Source organism: Brevibacterium salitolerans, from assembly GCF_039531405.1.
GTDB lineage: Bacteria > Actinomycetota > Actinomycetes > Actinomycetales > Brevibacteriaceae > Brevibacterium > Brevibacterium salitolerans.
On the sequence record NZ_BAAAPZ010000003.1, the window covers coordinates 25838 to 48115 of the forward strand.

At 71.4% G+C, this 22278-nt stretch carries 16 protein-coding genes and 1 riboswitch; of the genes, 5 read left to right on the forward strand and 11 right to left on the reverse strand.

All coding sequences use genetic code 11. The features are described 5' to 3' along the window. Nucleotides 1–61 precede the first annotated feature (61 nt). From ribH to ABD240_RS04825, 5 genes are all read right to left on the reverse strand, one after another. Nucleotides 62–589 carry a 6,7-dimethyl-8-ribityllumazine synthase gene (gene ribH, locus ABD240_RS04805; protein ID WP_344335705.1) on the reverse strand — a complete coding sequence of 176 codons (528 nt, stop codon included), beginning with the start codon at nt 587–589 and terminating at the stop codon, nt 62–64. 160 nt (nt 590–749) lie between these two features. After that, entirely contained in the window at nt 750–2342 is a 1593-nt protein-coding gene (ribB, locus tag ABD240_RS04810) for a 3,4-dihydroxy-2-butanone-4-phosphate synthase (protein ID WP_291791324.1), read from the reverse strand. Beyond that, nucleotides 2339–3127: a riboflavin synthase gene (locus ABD240_RS04815; protein ID WP_291791322.1), complete on the reverse strand. Its 789-nt coding sequence runs from the start codon at nt 3125–3127 to the stop codon at nt 2339–2341. The genes ribB and ABD240_RS04815 overlap by 4 nt, the downstream gene beginning before the upstream one ends. A 3-nt stretch (nt 3128–3130) precedes the next feature. Continuing rightward, the gene (gene ribD, locus ABD240_RS04820; protein ID WP_344335711.1) at nt 3131–4396 is read right to left on the reverse strand and encodes a bifunctional diaminohydroxyphosphoribosylaminopyrimidine deaminase/5-amino-6-(5-phosphoribosylamino)uracil reductase RibD; all 1266 of its coding nucleotides are present in this window, start codon (nt 4394–4396) and stop codon (nt 3131–3133) included. A 135-nt stretch (nt 4397–4531) separates the two neighbouring features. Beyond that, a riboswitch (FMN riboswitch) is annotated at nt 4532–4666 on the reverse strand. 303 nt (nt 4667–4969) lie between these two features. Further along, the gene (locus tag ABD240_RS04825) at nt 4970–5461 is read right to left on the reverse strand and encodes a pyrimidine dimer DNA glycosylase/endonuclease V (RefSeq protein WP_291791316.1); all 492 of its coding nucleotides are present in this window, start codon (nt 5459–5461) and stop codon (nt 4970–4972) included. Between the two features lie 209 nt (nt 5462–5670). Between ABD240_RS04825 and ABD240_RS04830 the strand changes: the two genes are divergently transcribed. The 3 genes from ABD240_RS04830 to ABD240_RS04840 all read left to right on the forward strand — a co-directional run bounded on the left by ABD240_RS04830 (nt 5671) and on the right by ABD240_RS04840 (nt 8712). Next, nucleotides 5671–7860 (forward strand): RecQ family ATP-dependent DNA helicase, encoded by a 2190-nt coding sequence (locus ABD240_RS04830; protein WP_344336062.1) that lies wholly within the window; start codon nt 5671–5673, stop codon nt 7858–7860. A 139-nt stretch (nt 7861–7999) separates the two neighbouring features. Next, nucleotides 8000–8287: a type II toxin-antitoxin system Phd/YefM family antitoxin gene (locus ABD240_RS04835; RefSeq protein ID WP_291791314.1), complete on the forward strand. Its 288-nt coding sequence runs from the start codon at nt 8000–8002 to the stop codon at nt 8285–8287. Beyond that, nucleotides 8284–8712 (forward strand): type II toxin-antitoxin system VapC family toxin, encoded by a 429-nt coding sequence (locus ABD240_RS04840; protein WP_291791311.1) that lies wholly within the window; start codon nt 8284–8286, stop codon nt 8710–8712. Before ABD240_RS04835 ends, ABD240_RS04840 begins: the two co-directional genes overlap by 4 nt. A 95-nt stretch (nt 8713–8807) precedes the next feature. On the opposite strand, the gene ABD240_RS04845 is transcribed toward ABD240_RS04840, so the two are convergent. After that, nucleotides 8808–9542 (reverse strand): IclR family transcriptional regulator, encoded by a 735-nt coding sequence (locus ABD240_RS04845; RefSeq protein WP_291791308.1) that lies wholly within the window; start codon nt 9540–9542, stop codon nt 8808–8810. 184 nt (nt 9543–9726) lie between these two features. Between ABD240_RS04845 and ABD240_RS04850 the strand changes: the two genes are divergently transcribed. Continuing rightward, complete coding sequence (locus ABD240_RS04850; RefSeq protein ID WP_344335716.1) at nt 9727–12462, forward strand: GcvT family protein; 2736 nt, start codon at nt 9727–9729, stop codon at nt 12460–12462. A gap of 213 nt (nt 12463–12675) precedes the next feature. Here the strand turns inward: ABD240_RS04850 and ABD240_RS04855 are convergent, their stop codons facing one another. Next, nucleotides 12676–14151, reverse strand: coding sequence for a ferredoxin reductase (locus tag ABD240_RS04855; RefSeq protein WP_344335718.1), 1476 nt, complete (start codon nt 14149–14151; stop codon nt 12676–12678). Then, the gene (locus ABD240_RS04860) at nt 14148–15452 is read right to left on the reverse strand and encodes an aromatic ring-hydroxylating oxygenase subunit alpha (RefSeq protein WP_291791299.1); all 1305 of its coding nucleotides are present in this window, start codon (nt 15450–15452) and stop codon (nt 14148–14150) included. Before ABD240_RS04860 ends, ABD240_RS04855 begins: the two co-directional genes overlap by 4 nt. Before the next feature lie 388 nt (nt 15453–15840). On the opposite strand from ABD240_RS04860, the gene fdhA reads away from it, so the two are divergent. Beyond that, on the forward strand, nt 15841–17055 hold the full coding sequence (gene fdhA / locus ABD240_RS04865) for a formaldehyde dehydrogenase, glutathione-independent (protein WP_344335722.1): 1215 nt from the start codon (nt 15841–15843) through the stop codon (nt 17053–17055). Between the two features lie 78 nt (nt 17056–17133). On the opposite strand, the gene purU is transcribed toward fdhA, so the two are convergent. From purU to ABD240_RS04885, 3 genes are all read right to left on the reverse strand, one after another. After that, nucleotides 17134–18000, reverse strand: coding sequence for a formyltetrahydrofolate deformylase (gene purU, locus ABD240_RS04870; protein WP_344335725.1), 867 nt, complete (start codon nt 17998–18000; stop codon nt 17134–17136). 120 nt (nt 18001–18120) lie between these two features. Then, nucleotides 18121–21861, reverse strand: coding sequence for a sarcosine oxidase subunit gamma family protein (locus ABD240_RS04880; protein WP_425546995.1), 3741 nt, complete (start codon nt 21859–21861; stop codon nt 18121–18123). Then, a complete protein-coding gene (locus ABD240_RS04885; RefSeq protein ID WP_344335728.1) occupies nt 21858–22274 on the reverse strand; it encodes a sarcosine oxidase subunit delta in 417 nt (138 codons plus the stop codon). Before ABD240_RS04885 ends, ABD240_RS04880 begins: the two co-directional genes overlap by 4 nt. Between the last annotated feature and the right edge of the window lie 4 nt (nt 22275–22278).

The window sequence follows — 22278 nt, forward strand, 5'->3', positions numbered from 1 at the left end:
CCCCGGCCTCGGCGGCGGTCCTGCCCTCGCCAGGCCGCCTGGCCCGGCAGACCTCCCCAGTTCAGTTCCCTGCCGTGCGCCTCTCCCGGCGCAGCACGGCGGCCGTCTCCAGGGCCGCGGCCGTTGCCTCATAGCCCTTGTCCTCGGCGGACGGCTGTCCGTCCCCGCGATCCGCGAGGCCCGCGCGGTTCAGGGCCTGCGCATCGTCGTCACAGGTGAGGAGCCCGAAGCCCACCGGTGTGCCGGAGTCCAGGGCCACGCGGCCGAGCCCCTCGGTCGCGGCAGAGCAGACGTAGTCGAAGTGCGGGGTGCCTCCGCGGATCACCACTCCCAGCGCCACCACGGCGTCGAAGCGCCGTGCGAGCTCCGCCGCCACCACCGGCAGCTCGAAGCTGCCGGGCGCGCGGACGATGTGCGGTTCGATGCCGGCGTCCGCAGCCGCCCTCCGTGCGCCGGCGAGCAGGCCGTCCATGACGGTCTCATGCCAGGAGGCGGCCACGACGGCCAGCCGCAGATCGCTGAGTGAGTCCTCCGGGGACGTCGGGTCGGTGGGGGAGAGGGCGGTGGTGGGTGCTCCGTGGTGTGCCATGGGTGTCTGTTCCTTCTGCTGGGGGGGGTGTGGGGAGGCGGTGGGATGCCGCCGGGGAGGTGCGCGGGTACGTCCGCGCGGGCTGTCCTGCTCTGCCCCGGAGGTCAGCGCAGTGCCCGGAGGACCACGCGGTGACCGGTCGGTGCGCGAGCGAGACCTGTCAGGCGCAGGTGAGCGCGCCGGGCGGCTGGGTGCGAGGCGGCTGCGTCGCAGACGGCTGGTTGCTGGGCGGCTGCATCGCAGACGGCTGAGCGCTGGAAGGCAGCACGGAACCGCCCAGGAGGTGCTGCATCCTGTCCCGCTTGGTCGCCAGGTAGCGGGCGTTCTCCTCGCGGCTGGGGACCTCGACGGGAACCCGCTCCACCACCTCGATGCCCAGCGCGCGCAGGCCCGCGATCTTCGCCGGGTTGTTGGTGAGGAGGCGGATGCCGGTGCTCGCCCCCAGCTCCCGGAGGATCGCGGCGGCGTCGCGGTAGTCGCGGGCATCGGCCGGATGGCCCAGGCGGAGGTTCGCCTCGACGGTGTCCGCGCCGGAATCCTGCAGCGCATAGGCCCGCAGCTTCTCCCACAGCCCGATCCCGCGCCCTTCGTGCCCGCGCATGTACACGAGCACGCCGCCGCGCTCCGCGATCATCCGCAGCGAGGCTGTGAGCTGCTCCCCGCAGTCGCAGCGGTGCGAGCCCAGGACGTCGCCGGTGAGGCATTCCGAGTGCACCCGGACCAGCGGCGCGGTGCCTGCAGATGCCCCTGTGCCCGAGGCCGCCTCCGCTGCCGTGCCTGCCCCGCGCACCGCGCCCGGCAGCAGAGCCGTCGGATCCGCAGCTGCGCCTGCGCCGGCACCCGAGGCTGCACCCGCAGGTGCGCCGGTTCCCGGGCTGACCAGGGTGAGATGCTCCGGCCCCGTGGGAGCTCCGGCCCCGTCCAGCGCGCGCCACGCGCGCGTGGTGAAGGTGCCATAGGGGGTGGGGAGCGCGATCGGCTCGGTGCCCGCCACCTCGGCGGCGGCATGGTCGAAGGCACTGGCCGGTTCCCGGGCAGCAGCCTGCTCGCCTGCGGCGATCCGCGAGTCTGCGCCTGCCTGCGGGTCTGCGGAGGGTGCGGCCTCGCGAGCAGCCGGTACCTCGGCATCTGCCCGCCCGGCCTCGCGCGCCTCCAGCCAGGCGATGAGATCTGCGATCGAGATCATCGTGAGCCCGTGGTCGTCCGCGAACTCCCGCAGCGCGGGTGCGCGCATCATGTCACCGGCGTCGTGGACGAGCTCCGCGATCACCGCGACCTCGCCCAGATCCGCGAGCCGGCACAGCTCCACGCCGGCCTCCGTGTGGCCGGCGCGCTCCCGCACGCCGCCGTCGCGGGCGATGAGCGGAAAGACGTGGCCGGGGCGGGTGATCGCGCGGGGATCCGGTGTGCCCGCCGCCAGTGCGTGGACCGTCACGGTCCTGTCAGCCGCGGAGATGCCGGTGCTCACGCCCTCGCGCGCATCACAGGAGACGGTGTAGGCGGTGCCCTTGGCGTCCTCGTTGACCGCGGTCATGGGCGGCAGCTCCAGGGCGCGGGCGCGAGCCGCGGGCATGGGGGCACAGACCACTCCCGAGGTGTGCCGCACCACGAAGCCCATCCACTCCGGGGTGGTCGTGCCGGCGGGCAGGATGAGGTCGCCCTCGTTCTCGCGGTCCTCGTCGTCGACGACCACTACGGGGCGGCCGTCCCGGAGCGAGGCGAGGGCGGCGTCGATGCTGTCGAGGCGGATCATGCGTGTGCTCCTTCGTGCGTGTGCGAGGCGTCCCCGCTGGTCGTGGCGGGGTGCGAGCCCGCCGGGCGGTCGAACTCCGCGAGGCGGGCGGCGTACTTCGCCATCACGTCCACCTCGATGTTCACCGGGTCGCCGGGGCGGATGTCTCCCATGCGCGTGGCGGCGAGGGTGGCGGGGATGAGCCCCACCTCGACCCAGTGCGGCTGGGTGGCCGGCGGGCTCACGGCGGTGAGGGTGAGTGAGATGCCGTCGAGGGCGATCGAGCCCTTCTCCGCGGTGAAGGGCGCCAGGCGGGCGGGCAGACTCACCCGCAGGCGGACCCAGTCGCCCAGGTCCTCCTTGGCGAGCACCTCGCCGGTGCCGTCCACGTGGCCCTGCACGATGTGGCCGTCGAAGCGGTCGCCGGCGCGCGGGCAGCGTTCCAGGTTGACGGTGTCGCCGGGTGCCAGGGTGCCGATCGTCGTGCGGTCGAGCGTCTCTCCCATGACGTGCGCGCGGAACTCGGTGGCCGCCTCCGGGGCGGATCCTGTGTCAGGGCTCGGTGCCGGGCCGGCCCCGGGCGCCTCCGGGGGAACCTGCTCCGCAGCCGAGGCCGTGGTGGCCGCCGGAGCCGCGTTCGCCTCGGCCGCGGCCTGGGTGAGGCAGACGCCGTTGACGGCGAGTGAGCCGCCCTCCGGCAGCCCGGCGAGCACGGCGCCGGCACGGATGATGAGGATCGCAGAGCCGTGCTCGGTGCGGGTGAGGGACGTGACGGTCCCCTTCTCTTCGATGATTCCGGTGAACATGTGTCAGTCCTTCCTGGGGGAGTGCGGGGCGGCCGAGGCCGCGGGAGCCGAGGCTGCGGGAACTGCCTCCGGGGCTGCGACGCCGGGACCGGGCGGAGCGGTGCCGGTGTGAGGAGCGTGGTCCGGTGTGCTGCTGCCGCGATCCCGAGCTGCGGGAACGAGCCGGAGCACGGTGTCCGTGGCAGCGGCAGGCGGGGCGGTGTCCCAGTCCGCCGCGGGATCAGGCAGCCAGCGGACGGCCTCGGCGAGGGTGGAGACGCCCAGCCCCGCGAGCGCAGGGCGTCCCTCGCCCAGCAGCACAGGAGCGAGGTGGACCTCGAGGCTGTCGACGAGGTCAGCACGGACGAGCGCTCCTGCCAGGCCTGCGCCTCCTTCCACGAGCACGTGTTCGAGGCCTCGGGCGTGCAGGTCCTGCAGGGCTGCCAGGGGATCGCGGGTGCGCAGATGCACCGTGCGCGGATTCCGGGCCAGGTGCGAGTTCGGGGCCGGTGCGCGCAGACCCACGACCACCGGGACGGGCTGGGAGGCGGGCGTGTCCTCCTCTGTGTTCCCGCCCGTGCGGGAGTGCAGGCCGGTGCTGTCGTGCGGGCTCCCGTCCGTGCCGGCGCGTGCGGCGATGCGTGCGGTGAGGCGGGGGTCGTCAGCCAGCGCGGTGCCCGTGCCCACGACGACGCCGTCGGCCAGGGCGCGCAGGCGGTGCACGCGCTCCCGCGAGGCGGGTGAGGTGATCCACTGCGAGGTGCCGTCGGCCGCGGCGATCCTGCCGTCGAGGCTCTGGGCGAGCTTGAGCGTGACGAAGGGGCGGGACTGCTCCACGGCGCTGAGCCATCTGTCGTTGAGGGCGGTGGCGCGGTCCTCGAGCAGGCCGGTGCGCACACGCACCCCCGCGGATTCCAGCACCGCGATGCCGCCGGCGGCGCCGGGGTTGGGGTCCTTCCGGGCGATCACGACCTCGGGCACTCCGGCCTCCAGGAGGAGCTGTGCACACGGGCCGGTGCGGCCGTGGTGTGTGCACGGTTCGAGGGTCACGCACATCGTCGCCGTCGTGAGGTCGATGCCGGCGGCATGCGCGGCGCGGACGGCCTCGACCTCTGCGTGCGGCGTGCCCGCGCCGGCGTGGTGGCCGGTGACGAGTGTGCCGTCAGCGGCGAGGACGGAGGCCCCCACCAGCGGATTCGCCCCTCGTGGGCCGCGGAGCGCGGCGGAGAGCGCGGCATTCATGGCGCGTTCCAGCGCGGCAGTGGAATGAGGCTGCGGCGTGCGGCTCATCCATCCCTCCCGATCCCTCGGCCGGGATGCATGGGAGGTGCTGCGCGGCGGGTGCCGCGCGCCGTCGCCGTTGATCAGGGTGCGGCGAGCCGAACGGACTGCCGACCGTGATCTGCGCGGGTGCGCTGAGCGATCACGATGTTCCTCCCATCCAGACTTTCACTGTCGGTCTCGGAATTTCACCGAATCAGCCGGATCCGCCCGTGAGAGCGGAGCCGGGTCGCGGACTGTCACCGCCGGTACGGAATCTCACCGTCCCCGGAACATTGTGTTGCTGATCATAGCAGTGGAGTCCTCGGCACCGTCAACGGGCTCGTCATGCGAGGTCACGATGCGGTGCCGGTGGTGGGACTTGACGGCCCGCGATGCGCGATGCCTGATGCCGTGACCGGTCATTCCGCTGCCGATCACACACAGATGCCATGGGGACATGAATCTGCACGAGCGAATCGTCGTCGATCCTGCGGTTGCCCACTGACGTCCGGTGGTGCGCGGGACTCGCATGCGCGTGGGCGATGTGCTGGGACTCCTCGCCGAGGGTGTTTCGGTGGACGAAGTCCTCGAGGACTTCCCTCAGCTGCTGCTGTTGGAGGTAGAGACGCCGGCGTCTGTGGGTCCTGTGCTTTCGGCTGGTGCACCGCGTTCCCAGGACTCCACGGGACCGGGGACGATGCTGAAGACGGGGTGGGCCTCCGGCAGTTCGATCCCGCTCCACCGCTGTGCGAGGGCGGGGCTGCGGTGGTGGAGCTTCGCCATGAGGTGCTGCCATTCGAACGCGAGCTGGCCGTCCGTCGCGGGGAGCTGCGCGGTCAGTTCGTCCGCATCGAGGATCCGGGAGGCGTCGAAGCGGTAGCCCCGTACCGTCGCCTCCATCTGGAGCCCCAGGAGGAACGCGCGGATGGCCGCGGCCGGATCGGAATGCGCGCGGAAGCGGATCAGCTGCGGATGGCGGCTGTAGCCGCGGCTCGGGTCGTGCAGTACGGCCTGGGCCAGCAGGCTCTCCCGCCAGCATGCGAGCAGACCCTGCCGGTCGAGATGCCGGGGGTGCACTGTCCAGAGCCTCATGGTGCTCCTCCTTCTGCAGCTGCCGGTGCAGCCGCCGTTCGCCGTGACGAGTTCGCACTGCGCTGTGTACGCGGAGTCGTCCCCGCAGGGCGCGAACCCGCCATGTCCGTGGGTCCTCCTAGAGTGGTGGGCAGACTACCGGAGACCGGGTGCCGCTCTCGGACGCCGGACACCGGAAACCGACCGAGGCCGAGGTGAGCAGGGTGGACATGCAGGACGCGCAGGACATGCAGGGCGGCAGGGACGCACTGGGCGTGCCGGATGGGCGGGACGCGCTGGGAGACCAGGGTGTGCCTGGCGGCCAGAGCGCACCGGAGAGCTCGCTGCACGCAGAGGCGACGCGGCTGCTCACGCACCTCACCGGCAGAGCGGATGCACAGCTGCGGGACGGTCAGTACGAGGCGATCGAGGCGCTGGTCGCCCGCCGCAGCCGCGTGCTGGTGGTGCAGCGGACCGGCTGGGGCAAGTCCGCGGTCTACTTCCTGGCAGCCAAGCTCATGCGGCAGGCCGGCCGCGGTCCGTCGCTCATCGTCTCACCGCTGCTCGCGCTCATGCGCGACCAGGTGGGGGCCGCCGCACGCGCCGGTGTGGTCGCACGGACGCTGAACTCCGCCAATGCCGCGGAGTGGGACTCCGTGCAGGAGGATCTGCGCGCCGGCATCGTCGACGTCCTCCTCGTGTCGCCGGAGCGCCTGACCAACCCCTCCTTCCGGGACACCGTGCTGCCGGATCTGCTCGCGTCCATCGGCATGATCGTCGTGGACGAGGCGCACTGCATCTCCGACTGGGGACACGACTTCCGCCCGGACTACCGGCGGATAGGCTCGATGATCCGCGAGCTCCCCGCACAGACGCCGGTGCTGGCGACCACCGCCACTGCGAACTCCCGCGTCGTCGCGGACGTGGCGGAGCAGTTGGGCGACGACACCCTCGTGATCCGCGGCAGGCTCGCGCGTGATTCCCTGCGGCTGGGCGTCTCCCCGGTGCGTCCGCCCACCGTGCGCCTGGCCTGGCTGTCCGAGCACCTGGGCGATTTCTGGGGCTCCGGCATCATCTACACCCTCACGGTCTCCGCCGCTGAGGACACCACGCGGGCGCTCAGGGACGCGGGCTGGGACGTGGCGACCTACACCGGCGGCACGGATCCGGAGGAGCGCGAGCGGCTGGAGCAGGCGCTCAAGGACAACGAGCTCAAGGCGCTCGTCGCGACCTCGGCCCTGGGTATGGGCTTCGACAAGCCGGACCTGGGCTTCGTCATCCACCTGGGTGCGCCCTCCTCACCCGTGGCCTACTACCAGCAGGTGGGCCGTGCCGGCCGTGCGGCGGCCTCGGCGGACGTGCTGCTCCTGCCGGGCGCGGAGGACAAGGACATCTGGGAGTACTTCGCTACGGCGTCCATGCCCGCGGAGGAGGACGCGCGCGGGGTGCTGGCCGCACTGGACGCGGAGGGCGTGCTCTCCGTCCCGGCGCTGGAGACGCGCGTGGGCGTGCGCCGCGGCCGTCTCGAACTGCTGCTGAAGACGCTGAGCGTCGACGGCGCGGTGCGGCGGGTGCGCGGCGGCTACGAATCGACCGGCGCCGGCTGGCACTACGATGCGGAGCGCTACGCACACGTGGCCCAGGTGCGGCGAGCGGAGGCGCAGGCCATGCTGGACTACGAGTCCGCGACCACCTGCCGCATGCGCTTCCTCACCGAGGCGCTCGACGACCCGGATCCGCAGGACTGCGGCCGGTGCGATAACTGTGACGCCCAGTGGTGGGACGAACACGTGAGCGACGATTCGCGCCACCGCGCCCGCGAGGTGCTCGGCGGCGTGGGTCTGCCCATCGAGGTGCGCGGGCAGTGGCCCACGGGCATGGCCAACCTTGGGGTGAGCCTCAAGGGGAAGATCCCGCCGGAGGAGCGCGCGGAGGAGGGGCGTGCCATCGCGCGCTTCACGGATCTGGGCGCGGGGCAGCGGCTGCGGGAGTTCCTCGCCCCCACCGCGCCGGACGCGCCGGTGCCGGACGACATCGGCGGGCTCTGCATCCAGACGCTCAAGGGCTGGCGCTGGCAGCAGCGGCCGGACTGCGTGATCGCGGTTCCGAGCACCCGTCGTCCTGTCACGGTGCGCTCACTCGCCGCCAACCTCGCCGCTGCGGGTCGGCTCGAGGATCTGGGGGACCTCCAGCTGGTGCGCGACCACGGCGGTCCTGACGTCAACAGTGCCTTCCGGCTGCGCGATGTGCACGCCGCGTATGCGCTCTCCCCGGAACAGGCCGAGGCTGTGCGCGGCCGGGTGGTGCTCCTCGTCGACGACGTGGTGGTCTCCCGCTGGACCATGACCGTCTGTGCCCGTGAGCTGCGACTGGCCGGCGCGCAGGCAGTGCTGCCCTTCGCGCTGGCGCTGCGGGGCTGAAAGCCGGTCGGAGGCGGACCGTGTTGATGCCATGCTGCAGAGTGCGGTTGCGGCTGCAGCCTGCGGCTGCGGAGGCAGGTGGCGGACTTCTTCTCAGCAAGAAGCACGGTCGAACGTACAGGAGCGTACAATGTCGTACATGTCCACTATCAGCGCAAGCGCTGCGCGGCAGAACCTTCCGGCACAGCTTGATCTGGTCGAGGCCGGTGAAGAGGTCTCGATCACCCGACATGGCCGGGTCGTCGCCGTGCTCGTGCATCCGGACGTGCTCAGGACGCGCAGGGCAGCTGATGCCTGGGCGGAGGCGGACCGCGTTGATGCCATGCTGCAGCGTGCGGCTGCGGAGGCTCTCCCTGAGCCGGTGCTCACCCGGCAGCGAGCTGAGGAGCTTGCGGAGGACGTGCGGGCCGCTCGTGCTGCGCGATGAGCGTGCGAACGGCGTTCGATGCTGATGTGCTCATCTATGCGGCGTCGAAGGGTCACCCTCTCGGTTCCCGGGTGAGAAGGCTGTTCGCGGCAGAAGCGGGCGCGGCGGCGGCCGGCATCGGCTCAGTCCTGCTGCTCACGGAGACGCTTGCCAAGCCTATGCGGGACAACCCTGATTCCGCTGAAGTGCGCGTGCTTCTGGGGCTCCTCGGGCGGCTCACGCTCCTGCCCTGTGATGCGGCCACGGCTCGGCTGGCATTGACGCTCTCCATCGCCTATGGCCTCCGCGGTGCCGATGCTGCACACCTCGCAACTGCAGTGGCCGGCGGTGCCGATCGCTTTCTCACGAACAACCGCAAGGACTTCTCGCGGGACATCCGGGAGATCGACATCGTCTATCCGGAGGATCTGCCGGAGGCCGTCTGAGGCCGCTGCTCGGACCCACCAGCCCCTCCTGCAGCCAGCAGCGCCAGCCCCATCTGCCGGAGGCTGCTGCTCAGACCCGCCCACCTGAAGCCGGCTCAGACCCACCTGCCGGAGGCCGCGGCCAGCTCGTGCAGGCGTTCCGCAGTCTGGACGAACGACTCCGGCGGCAGGCTGTGGACCGGACCGGTGACGGTGAGCGCGGCCTCGACCGCGCCGGAGGGGAGTCGCAGCGGAATGGCCACGGCGGTGACGTGCTCCTCCCACTCCTCGTTCGAGGCCGCCCAGTCCCGCTGACGGACGTACTCGAGCTCGCGCTGCAGCGCGCCTGCGGTCACGAGCGTGTACGCCGTATGGGCTTCGAGCTCGCCGGCCGCCGCCCGCTGGGCTGCGGCCTCGTCCCAGGCCAGCAGCACCTTGCCGGAGCTCGTGGCGTGCCCCGGCGTCCGCAGGCCCACGTAGTGGCGCGGCGCCATGAGCCCGTCACCCACCGCCTGCGAGACGTTGACGGCGAAGACGTCGTCGAGGACCGCGACGTTGCTGGTCAGATGCAGCTCCTTCGCCGTGGCGTCGCACAGGGCCTGCCCCACCTGTGAGAAGTCCATCCGGCTGGTCACCGCGCTGGCGAGCCTCACGAGACCGAAGCCCAGGCGGTAGGCGCCGCCGGGCACCTGCTGCTCCACGAGACCGTGATCGGAGAGCGAGGACAGCAGGCGGGAGGCCGTGGACTTGTGCACCTCCAGCCGGCCGGCGACATCGCCCACCCCTGCCTCTCCGAGGGCGGCGAGGACCTCCAGCGCCTCCATCGCGCGATCGACGGATTGGATGCCCATCCGGATCCCTTCCTGAAACTCTTCGAACCGGCACGGATCGTCTCTTGACTGGTCCGTGGAGAGACGATTGAATGGTTGCACAATAAGCGTTTGTTGCTCAATGTGCAACCCACTCGGGTGAACATCTCACCGCCACCATCGGCACAACCCACCCTCGGCACACAGTCATCTGCAAGGAGGCACCATGACCGTCCCCGCCCCCTCCACCGCCGGCGCTCCTGCGGGCGCGCCGCCCACCAGCGCGTCCCTCACGGTTCCCTCACGCGTGACCGCACGAGAGCCTCAGCCGGTCGATCCAGCGGCGCGGATCGTCGTGATCGGCGCCGGCGTCGTCGGTGCCGCGTTGGCGGACGAGCTCGTCTCGCGCGGCTGCACGGACGTCACGGTCGTGGATCAGGGCCCGCTCTACAAGACGGGCGGCTCGTCCTCACACGCACCCGGCTTCGTGTTCCAGACCAACGGCTCGCGCATCATGTGCCAGCTCGCCCAGCGGACGCTGGACAAGCTCGACGGACTGGAGCTCGACGGACGGAAGCTCCTCGACCGCGTGGGCGGCATCGAGATCGCGACGACGGACGGCCAGCTCCAGGAGCTGCGTCGCCGCTACGGGTACGCCCGGGCCTGGGGCGTCCCCGCCGAGCTCATCGGCCCGGAGAGGGTGGCGGAGCTCTGGCCGGACCTCGACGTCTCGGAGATCATCGGCGCGCTGCACACACCTACGGACGGCGTCGTCTTCTCCTCCCGTGCCGTCGAGTACCAGGCCAAGCGCGCAGAAGCCGGCGGCGCACAGTTCCACGCACTCACCCGCGTGGTCGACGTCGAGTCCGCGGACGCCCGCGTGACCGGTGTGATCGTCGAGGACGCGGAGACCGGGGAGAACCGCCGGACGCTGCCGGCGGACGTCGTCGTCGCCACCGGCGGCATCTGGGGCCACCTCCTCGGCAAGCTCGGCGGGCTGCGTTTGCCCATGCACCCCATGGAGCACGGCTTCGCCTGGACGGCTCCGGTGCCCGCGCTGCCCGGCACCGCGCCGGACGGCACCGCCCTCGGGGACGATCAGGCCGGTCGCCCCATGGTCCGGCACCAGGGCTCGGGCCTCTACTTCCGGGAGTTCGGCGACAGGATCGGGATCGGTGCCTATGAGCACCGGCCCATCCCGGTGGCGCCGGAGGACCTCACGGACACCGCGCACCTGCTGGAGACCGGCCAGGAGCCGGCGAAGCGGGCATTCACCGTCGAGGACTTCGAGTTCTGCCGGTCCGAGGTGGCGCGCGTGCTGCCGGCGGTCGCGGACCTCCCGCTCGAGGACGAGTTCAACGGCGTCTTCTCGTTCACGCCGGACGGCGGCCCCATGCTGGGACCGTCGCCGCAGCTCGAGGGCTTCTGGGCCGCGCAGGCCATCTGGGTGACGCAGTCGGCGGGCTGCGCACAGGTCCTGGCGGACTGGATCGTCAGCGGCAACCCGGGCCTCGACACCCATGAGCTCGACTTCGCCCGGTTCGACCCCGCTCTCCTCAGCGACGCGTGGATCCGCGGACGGGCCGCCGAGGCCTATGACGAGGTCTACGACGTCTCGTTCTCCCACCAGTCCACCCTGGTCACGCGCGGTCTCAAGACCAGTCCGTTCCACACCAGGATTCTCGACGCCGGCGGTTACATGGCCGAGGCCAACGGCTGGGAGCGGGCTCTGTGGCACGCCGGCAATGCGGCGCTGTTCGACGACCCGGAGTTCTGCTCGCGTCCGGTCAAGGCCTTCGGTGAGGCGGCGCGCTCCGGTTTCGCGCTGGACGACCCTGCGCTGAGCGAGGACCTCTCCGCGCCGGTCCCGGTCGCCGTGCCGCGCAGGGACGCCTGGGACCAGGCCAACTGGTCGCCCATCGCGGCAGCCGAGGCCTGGGCCACCCGCAACCGGGTAGCCGCCTACGACATGTCCTCCCTGACCCGCTACCGTGTGCGCGGTGCCGGTGCGAAGGAGTTCCTCGAGCGTCTCAACTCGAACAAGGTGGGCAAGAAGCCGGGTGCCGTCACATATTCGCTCATGCTCGATGAGAACGGCGGCATCCTCTCGGACATCACGGTGGCCGTGCTGGGCGAGGGCGACTACTTCATCGGCGCCAACGGTCCGCTCGATCTCGATCGCCTCTCGCGCCTCCTGCCGGAGGACGGCTCCGTGGTGATCGACGACATCACCACCTCCACCTGCTGCATCGGACTGTGGGGTCCCCACGCCCGCGATGTCCTCTCCCCGCTCACCGAGGGCGACATCAGCCACGAGGGCCTGCGGTACTTCCGCACCGCTCGGATCAGGGTGGCCGGCGTGCCGGTCCTCGCTCTGCGGGTGAGCTACGTGGGTGAGCTGGGCTGGGAGCTCTACACCGAGGCCGCCCACGGGCTCCGGCTGTGGGATGCGATCTTCGAGTCGGGCGCGGAGTACGGCATCATCCCTGCGGGACGGTCCGCCTTCAGCAGCCTCCGGCTGGAGAAGGGCTACCGCTCCTGGGGTTCGGACATGACGCGGGAGGACACCCCGGAGGACTCCGGCCTGGGCTTCGCCGTCCGCATGGAGAAGGACGGCGGGTTCCTGGGTCAGGAGGCGCTGGCCGCGCAGCCGTCCCGCGGCCGCAGGCTGGTGGCGTTCGGCATGCGGATGGACGCGGGCAGGCCCGAGGCCGGCTCGCCCGTCTTCGCGGCCGGCGCGGGCTCAGCTGCCCGGCTGGGAGCCGAGGGCGACGCCGTGGGCTGGGTGACGAGCGCGGACTTCGGCTACGTCACCGGGCAGGTCATCGGGCTGGCCTGGGTGCCGAGCGAGCTCTCCGAACCGGGCACGGAGCTCGGCATCATGCGCTTCGGCCGGGTGCACACGGCAGAGGTGCTCGCGGAGCCGGTCTACGACGCAGGCATGGCACGCATCCGCCGCTGAGGCCGGGGTGCGGCTGCCGGCGCAGCTGACACGAGAACACCCGCACACGCCGCCTCCGGGGACTCCGGAGGCGGCGTGCCTCGTCTCCCGCCCGGCATACGCAGAAGGGTGCCCGCCTCCGTGACGGAGGCGGGCACCCTTCTGCAAACGGCCTCGGCTGCACGCCCGCGGGCCGGCTCCGCGTCAGCACCCTTCCTGCGGGCGGCCTCGGTCTCAGGCGTCGATGACGAGATCCGACTGGGCGGTGGAGCAGCAGGGGAGGAACTTGCCCGCGTCGATCTCGCGTGCGCGGATCCCGCCCTGGTGGTTCATCTCGACCTCACCGGAGAGCTTGACCGACTTGCAGGAGCCGCACATGCCCTCCTTGCAGTTCATCGCGATCCGGATGCCTGCAGCGGAGGCCCTCTCGAGGACGTTCTCGCCCTCGTCGATGCGCACGTTGAGACGGCTGCGCATGAAGGACATCGTGAGTCCGCCTTCGCCCACCGTCTCGAAGCCGGACGGATCGGCCGGCGCCTGCTCCTCCGCGGAGGCGGAGTCCGTCGCGCCGGCGGCCGCGTCCTCCGCCAGCAGCCCGCTGCCGTCCACTGCGACGAGGGGGAGTGCCCCGGTGGACGGGGAGGGGTCGTCCCAGTCGAACGGCGCCTCGGCATCGCCGTCCTCCGCCGGCACGGCCTCGGGCGGGGGCGCATCCGTGCTCAGGCCCATGCCGTACACGTCGAAGGCCGCGGGCTGACCCTCCAGCAGCTCCTCGGAGGCGGCGATCTCCTCGGCCAGCTCCCCGGCCATCGCCACCTCTTCCTTGTACTCGAGCTTGGTCTCGCGGGTGCCGGAGAAGAACTCCATGTGCACCGAGGTGTCGTCCACGCCCAGCTCGCGCAGCAGCTCCTCCGCGGCATTGAGGTAGCCCTCCGGGCCGCAGGCGTAGACGTGCCTGCCGTTGGCGTCAGGGGCGATCTCCTCGATCATGGAGCTGGTCAGCCTGCCGACCATCCCCTCCCACGTGCCCTCCACGCTGCGGTCGCCCAGCGAGTAGTAGACGACGATGCGGTAGTCGACGGAGGCGAGGTACTCGAGCTCGCGGGAGAACGCGAAGGTCCCGGGCGCGGCGCCGTGGTAGAGCATGACGATGTCCGCGGAGCCCGGGAGCGTGTGGATGGTGCGGATCATGGACATGAGTGGGGTGATGCCGGAGCCTGCGGCGAGGAAGAGGTACCGTGCCCGCCTGTCCGCGTCCGGCAGGTGGAAGGCCCCCACCGGGCCGAGCATCTCCAGCACGGTGCCCGGCCGCACGTTCTCGTGCATCCACGGTGAGACCCGTCCGCCCGCCTCGCGCTTGACCGTGATGGAGAAGGTCCACGGCTGCGTGGGCGCGCTGGAGAGGGAGTAGCTGCGGTCCACCGGCTCCGCGTCCGGCCCGTCCACCGGGAAGGCGATGTTCAGATACTGCCCGGAGCGGAAGGCGAGCGGTGCCCCGTCCGTGCGGCGGAACACGAAGGTCATCATGTCGCCGACCTCCGGCACGGTCTCCACGCACTCGGCGGTGAATTCCTGGGGGTGCCAGGGTCCCAGTGCGGTGGCGGCACCGGCAGGGCCCGAGGTGGCCTGGAGGACCCGGTTCCACGGCATCTCCAGGCCGCGGATGCGCTGGGCGAAGGGCAGAGCGGAGGTCGAGATCTCCACCGTCATGCCATGTGCTCCTGCATCCGAGCCACGTACCAGCTGATGAATGCCTCCACCTGGTACTCGCTCTTCATGTACGGGCCGGATTCGTAGGCGGGGCTCGCCGCACCCCGCTGGCAGAGTTCGACGAAGTTCTTGTCCTGGAGGTTCGTCTGCTTCCAGGTGTGGGTGAGCTCGTCGAGGTCGTAGTCGACTCCCTCCACGGCGTCGTCGGCGACGAGCCAGGTGGTGCGGACCAGCGTCTGGTGCTCGTTGATGGGGAACGCGGAGAAGGTGATGACGTGGTCGGAGAGGAAGTGGAACCAGGAGTTGGGCTGCAGGTGCATGGAGCAGCGGCCCAGGCGGAAGTCGCGCAGATCGCCCAGCAGCTTCTTGGACAGACGGCGGCCCGTGGCGGAGAAGGACTCGCCCGCCCCGTCCAGGGACTCGCGGGAGATGCGGATCCCGGCGATCCGGGTGTCCAGCTCCTCGACCACCTCGTACGGCAGACCGTAGCGCCTGCACCGCTCCTCGAGGGCGTCCTGCGCATTGAGATTGCGCTGCCAGACGTCCTCGAGGTGGTTCGGGATGATCCCGTCCGTGAGGCCCCAGGTGGGGAAGAGCGAACAGGCGAGCTCCGGGTGGCCGTCGCAGTGGTAGCACTCCCGGTTGTTCTCCATGACGAGCTTCCAGTTGCCCTCCTCCACGATGTTCTGCTGGTAGGCGACCTTGGTCTTCGCCAGCTCGTGGGGTCCCAGGTAGGGCTCGAAGATCTTCGCGACCTCGTCGAAGTCCTCCGGCGGCTCGTCCGCCAGGCACACGAAGATGAGCCCGGCGACCTCGCGGGAGTGCGCGCGCTTGAGGTTGTAGCAGCCCTTGGCGAAGTCGGCCTCGCCCGGGGCCGAGGCGTGGATGAGGGTGCCCTCCGCGTTGTAGGTCCACGAGTGGTACTGACAGACGAGGTTGCCCGTCGTGCCGGAGTCCTCCGTGAGGACCCGCGCGCCGCGGTGCCGGCAGACGTTGTGCAGGACGTTGATGCCGCCGTCGTCGTTGCGGAGCACGATGAGCGAGTACGGGCCGTAGTCCACGGTCACGTAGTCGCCGGGCTCCGGCACCTCCGCCACGCTGGCGGCGAAGACCCAGTGATTCCCGAAGATCCCCTCCATGTCCGCCGTGAAGACGGCGGGGTCCGTGTAGAAGGGCGCCTCGAGGGAGAAGCCCTTCCTGCGCGTGTCGAGCAGACTGCGCAGCTCGGCGAGACGGTCCTCGGGAAGCGAGGCGGTGAGGCGTCCCCGCGTCTTGGGGGTCAGGTTCACTGCAGGTGCCATAGGTACTCTCCTGGAGCGGTGAGGGGAGGAGCGGACGGGTGCCGAGCATCCGGGATGCGGGTGGACGGGGTGGGCGCGTGGGGCCTCAGTGCCCGTGCGACCGGAGTGAGCACCGTATGCCGAGGGTGCGGTTGCTCACAGGCAAGAGTAGAGAATCCGTTCCTGCGCGAAAAGCGCGAGTCTGTGCGGGAAACCGTGCGGTGCGGACGCATGAACGGGCACGCATCCGCGGCATCGCGCGGAAGCCTCTCGCGGGCTCCCGCTCAGTGGGGTCGGCGTGCCTCCCGGGAGCCTTGACAGCGGGTTTCCACGCCGCACAGACTGCTCGGGACGGTGGGATATCCCACTGATCCACACACTGATATATCTCCAGATCGGAGGCTCAACGGTGAGCAACAAGGCGGTCAGCTACGTAGGACCCGGCAAGGTCGAGGTCATCGACACCCCGTACCCGGAGTTCGAGCTCAAGGACGGGCCAGGCGTGAACCCGGCCAACGTGGGCAGGAAGGTGGACCACGGCGTCATCCTCCGGACCATCGCGACCAACATCTGCGGTTCCGACCAGCACATGGTCCGCGGGCGCACGACCGCGCCGGCCGGGCTGGTGCTCGGGCACGAGATCACCGGTGAGGTGGTCGAGGTGGGGCGCGACGTGGAGTTCGTGAAGGTGGGCGACGTCGTCTCCGTCCCCTTCAACATCTCCTGCGGGCGCTGCCGCAACTGCAAGGAGCGGCAGACGGGGATCTGCCTCAACGTCAACCCGGACCGTCCCGGTTCCGCCTACGGCTACGTGGACATGGGCGGCTGGGTGGGCGGCCAGGCCGAGTACGTGCTCGTGCCGTACGCGGACTGGAACGTGCTGAAGTTCCCGGACCGCGAGCAGGCGATGGAGAAGATCCTTGACCTCACGATGCTCTCCGACATCTTCCCCACCGGCTTCCACGGTGCGGTGGGCGCCGGGGTGACGGTGGGCTCCACGGTCTACGTGGCGGGAGCGGGGCCCGTGGGTCTGGCCGCGGCGACTTCGGCGCAGCTGCTGGGCGCCGCCGTGGTCATCGTGGGCGACCTCAACGCGGACCGGCTGGAGCAGGCCCGCAGCTTCGGCTGCGAGACCGTGGACGTCTCGCTGGGGAACCCCGCGGACCAGATCGAGCAGATCCTCGGTGTGCCGGAGGTGGACTGCGGCATCGACGCGGTGGGCTTCGAGGCCCGCGGGCACGGCAGCGACGCCGCGACCGAGGCCCCGGCCACCGTGCTCAACTCCCTCATGGAGATCACGCGCGCCGGCGGCAGCCTCGGGATCCCCGGCCTCTATGTGACGGGCGACCCCGGTGCCGTCGACAAGGCCGCCCAGGAGGGCTCGCTGTCCATGCGGTTCGGTCTGGGCTTCGCCAAGTCCCACACCTTCGTCACGGGACAGTGCCCGGTCATGAAGTACCACCGCGGTCTCATGCAGGCGATCCTGCACGACAAGGTGAGCATCGCGGCGAACGTGAAGGCCACTCCCATCGCGCTCGACGACGCCCCGGCCGCCTACGCCGCGTTCGACGAGGGAGCGGCACGCAAGTTCGTCCTCGACCCGCACGGGATGATCGCCCGCTGACGGTCTGACCGTCCGGAAGCGCAGAAGCTCGGGTGCGCCATGCAATTGCATGGCGCACCCGAGCTTCTGCGCTTCCAGTCAGGTGAGGATGACCGTCCTCGCACCGTTGAGGAACACCCGCGAGTCGCAGTGCCACTTCACGGCGTCCGCCAGCGCCCTGCTCTCCGAGCCGCGCCCGGCCGCGACGAGGTCCTCGGGCCCGTAGGTGTGGTCGACGGGGATGACCTGCTGCGCGATGATCGGGCCCTCGTCCAGCTCGTCGTTGACGTAGTGGGCCGTGGCGCCCACCGTCTTCACACCGCGCTCGTACGCCTGGTGGTAGGGCTTGGCCCCCTTGAACGAGGGCAGGAACGAGTGGTGGATGTTGATCGCCCTGCCCGTGAGCTCGTGCGAGAGCTCGTCGGAGAGGATCTGCATGTAGCGGGCGAGCACCACCAGATCCACCTCGAAGCGGTCCACGAGGTCGAGGAGGCGCTGCTCCGCCTCCGGCTTGGTGTCCTTGGTGACGGGCACGTGGAAGAAGGGCACGCCGTGCCACTCGACGGTCTGCCGGTGGTCCGGGTGGTTGGACACCACCGCGACGATCTCCGCGTTGAGCTCGCCCATCCGCGCGCGGAACAGCAGGTCGTTGAGGCAGTGCCCGAACTTGGAGACCATGATCAGCACGCGCTGCTTCTGGTCCGCGGGGCGCAGGCCCCATTCGGCGTCCATCTCCTCCGCCAGCGCCGCGAACTCGGCGTGGACCTGCGCGAGGTCCGCCCCCGCGTCCAGCGAGAAGCGGATGCGGGAGAAGAAGCGGGAGGTGCGCGGATCGTCGAACTGCTTGAGCTCGATGATGTCCCCGCCGTGCTCCACGAGCACGCCGGTGAGCGCGTGGACGATGCCCGCGCGCTGCGGGCAGGCGAAGGTGAGGACCTGGTCGTGAGCGGGAGGCTGAGCGGTCATGAAGACCTCCTGGGGTTCTGGGGCTGGGTGTGGATGGTGATGACCGACCTGACGGGCCGGTGGGTGAGGACCCGGCCGGCCCGGGGCCGGCCGAGTCAGGCCCGCGCCGGACGGACCGCCTCAGACGGGCTGGAACTCGAGCATGCCGTCGAGCAGCCACCGGACCATGTAGTCCGCGAACGAGGACCGCGGGTAGATCCGGTAGGTCTGCTCCTCGGTCCGGTGGATGATCACGGGCACCGGACCCAGCAACGTGGAGGCGGCCTGTCCCACTGCGAACGCACGCGGGTGCAGATCGACGTGAGCGCCCTTCTCCAGCACCTCGCGGGAGCGGGGCCCGGCCAGCTCGAGGATCGTGCGGTTGCCGGAGAGGTCCATGATCTGGCCCGGCAGCCTGCCCGCACCCGGACGGTCGTCGTCGAGGACGGCGGCGAGGGCCTCGGCCTCCCCGTGCTCCTGCTCCCGGGAGGCGTCCACCGCGAGGAACTCGTCCGGGGAGATCCAGATGCAGTGCAGGCCCCGCGCCTCACCCGTGACCTGGCCGCTGCGGGTGGGCAGCGCCACGCCCAGCGCGCGCTCCACCCGTGCGCCCGAGGCCGACCCCGGAACCGCACGCACGCCCAGCTGGGGGCGGAACGGGAGCTCCCGCAGCGTGACCGCGCCCTCGACGGAGGCCGCAGCCATCTCCTCGGCACGGTCCTGGGCGGGGGAACGGCGGAGGGCGCGCACTGCCTCGGGATCGTAGTCCGCGGTGCCGGCGGCAGGATCCGCGCCCTCCGCAGCCGCACCCGTGGCGTCCGCACCCGTGGCGTCTGCCCCCGCGGCCTCGCGCGCGGCAGTCTCCGCGGCCACCTCCTCGGGGTCGCCGTCACGGCGCAGCCCCTCCGGGTCGTAGAGGACGGAGGAGACGAGCTCCGCGTCGATGAGTTCCGTGCTCCCGTCCGCGGTGATCACCGGGGACTGCACGATCTCGCCCAGGCGGTTGCGGCCGTTCTCCACGAGCGCGAGGCCGAACGGCCGGCCCAGCACGGGGGAGTGGTAGGAGGAGGTGACGTGGCCGATCATCGGCACCGGGCCGGCCTCGGGTGTGACCGGGGTGCCTGCGGCGATGAGCTGCGCGCCCTCGTCCAGGCGGGTCCGCCCGTCCGCGGTGAGGACGCCCACCAGGTGCTTGCGGTCCTCGCGCGCCGTGTTCGCTCGCGAGTACGAGCGCATGCCGATGAAGTCCTTCTTCAGCTTGGACACGGCCCACTCCATGCCCGCGTCCTGCGGGGTCACGGTGCCGTCCGTGTCCTGGCCGATGATGATGAGGCCCTTCTCCGCGCGGAGGACGTGCATGGTCTCCGTGCCGTAGGGCGTGATGTCGAACTCCGCCCCGGCCTCGGCCACGAGCTCCCAGGCGGCCAGCCCGAAGAAGTTCTCGACGTTGACCTCGTAGGCGAGCTCGCCGGAGAAGGAGACGCGGGCGATCCGCGCGGGGATGCCGTTCGACAGCACCGTCTCGCGGTACTCCATGAACCCGAAGCCCTCGTTGGAGACGTCGATCCCCGGCGCGATCCTCCGGATGACCTCACGCGACCTGGGGCCCGCCACGGCGATGGTGTTCCACTGCTCCGTGACGGAGGTGAAGCAGGCGTCGAGCTCCGGCCACTCCGTCTGGTGCCACTCCTCGAGCCAGTCGAGGACCTTCGCGGCGCCGCCGGAGGTGGTCGTCATGTAGAAGCGGTTGTCCGCGATCCGCAGCGTCACACCGTCGTCGAACAGCATGCCGTCCGGGGTGCACATGAGACCGTAGCGGCCCCTGCCCGGCTTCAGCTTCTTGAAGCCGTTGGTGTAGATGCGGTTGACGAACTCCGCCGCGTCCTCGCCGCGGATCTCGATCTTCCCCAGCGTGGAGGCGTCCTGCATGCCCACGGAGGTGCGGACGGCCAGGCACTCGCGCGCCACCGCCGCGTCCATGTCCTCGCCCGGCTGCGGGTAGTACCAGGGGCGCTTCCACTGGCCCACGTCCTCGAACTCCGCGCCGTGGGCCACGTGCCAGGGCTGGATGTTGGTCACGCGAGCGGGGTCGAAGAGCTCCCCGCGGCGGCGTCCGGCCAGCGCCGCGAAGGGCACGGGCGTGTAGGGCGGGCGGTTGGACGAGGTGCCCACGGCGCCGGGGGAGGCGTCCGGGACGCCCGCGTCGGCCAGCAGCGCGGAGATCACGCCCATCGACGCCACACTGCTCGTCTTGCCCTGGTCGTTGGCGGTGGAGATGGAGGTGTAGCGCTTGATGTGCTCCACCGAGCGCATGCCGGCGCCCGTCGCACGGAGCACGTCCGCCACCGTCTGGTCACGCTGCAGGTCCACGAAGTGGGTGCGCCAGAGTTCCGGCGAGTGCAGGGCCTCACCGGTGGCGGCGCCGCCGTCGCCGGCCGCGGGCATGAGCCAGAGCGGACGCACCGGGCCCGAGGCCGTCTCCGGTGCCGCGGGCACCACGAGCGGGGCGGTGTGCCCGGTGGCGGCCGCGGCATCGCTGCCGGCGCGTGCGCCCTCGGCCAGAGCCGCGGCGAGGGAGAAGGAGCCGTTCGCCGCGCCGGCGACGGCCTGATCACGGACGCCGGCGGCGGGCACGAAGGCGGCGAGCTCCTCGTTCCACGTGACACGGCCCTGCCGGTTCGTGTGGAGGTGGAGGACGGGGGAGTGCCCGCCGGAGACGGCCAGCGTGTCCGCCGCGACGGTCTCGACCTCTCCTGTGGGCAGGCCCTCGGGGTCGAGCGCGGAGATGCGCACGGCGGTGAGGCGGCCGGAGCCTGCCTCGTCGCCGGCAGCCGTTCCGGCCTCGGCGGCGTCCGTGCCCACCACCGCTGCGCCGAACACGCCGCGCGCACCCGTGGACTCCAGCACCTGCCGGGCCCGTGCGGACGGCTGGGGGCGGGAGTCCGCGACCACGGCCACCGCGATGCCGGAGGCGGCGAGGTCCTCGACGAGGTCGTAGGCGCTGTCATTGGTCGTGGCGACGGCGACGGACTCACCGGCGGCAGCGGCGTAGCGGTTGAGGTAGGTGCGCACGGCACCGGCGAGCATGACGCCGGGCCGGTCGTTGTCCGCGAAGACGAGCGGACGTTCGTGTGCGCCGGTGGCGAGCACCACGCGTGCGGCGCGGATGTGCCAGACCCGCTGGCGCGCCAGCCCCGGGCGCGCGGCGACGGCGGCATCGTCCGCCCGCCGTTCGACGGCGACCACGTAGTTGGAGTCGTAGGCCCCGATCGCGGTGGTGCGCGGCAGCCACGTGAACTCGGGCTGCTCCTGGGCGCGGCTGAGCGTCCGCCGGGCCCAGTCCACAGCGGGTTCGTCGTCGATGCGCTCGCCGCGGCCGGAGAGCAGCGAACCGCCCGCCTCCGGCTGCTCGTCGACGAGGAGGGTGCGGGCGCCCGTCTTCGCGGCCTCGCGCGCGGCGGCCAGACCTGCCGGGCCCGCGCCCACGACCAGGACGTCCGTGTGGACGTGGCGGTGCTCGTAGCGGGCATCGTCGCCTGCGGGATCGAGGACGCCCATGCCCTGCAGCCAGTGCGCGGTGAGGCCGTCGGCGGCCTCCACCGTGGTGGCGGCGAGCATGGACTCCGAGGGCGCTCCGGGGACCGCGCCGTCCACCCGGAGGAGGGCGTTGGGCTCCTCCACGCCGGCGGCGAGGATGCCGCGGGGACGGGCGAGGTAGAGGGAGGGGCCGCAGCCCAGGCGGCCCGCGGCGACCGCTGCGCTGGCGACGGTGTCACCGGCGAAGGCGGGGAGGGTGCTGCCGTCGAGGGTGAGGGTCAGCGGCCGGTTCCGGTCGATGCTGTGCCCCGGAGCGCTCTCCGCTCCCAGTCGTGTGAGGGTCATGCGCGGTCACTCCCGAGGTGTGCGGAGGTCTGAGGGGTGGGGCTGGAGGGGGCGTCCGCCGAGGTGGGGGTGCCGGAGGAGCCTGCCGGCACCTCGGGCGCGGTCCCGGCCTCGGAGGCACGCGCCGCGGCGAGGGAGGCGAGATCCGGTGAGGGCTCGCCCATGTGATAGACCGCGAGGAACTCGTAGGTGGCGGTGTCGCGGACGGCGTTGAACCACTTGCGGCAGCCCACGGAGTGCTGCCAGCGCTCCGCGTACAGGCCCTTGGGGTTCTCGCGGTAGAAGAGGTACTCCGCCCATTCGCGGTCGCTGAGCGCGGCGGGGTCCTCGGGGTAGGCCACGTGCGCCTGCCCGCCGTAGTGGAACTCGACCTCGTCGCGCGGCCCGCAGTGGGGGCAGTCGATGAGAAGCATGATC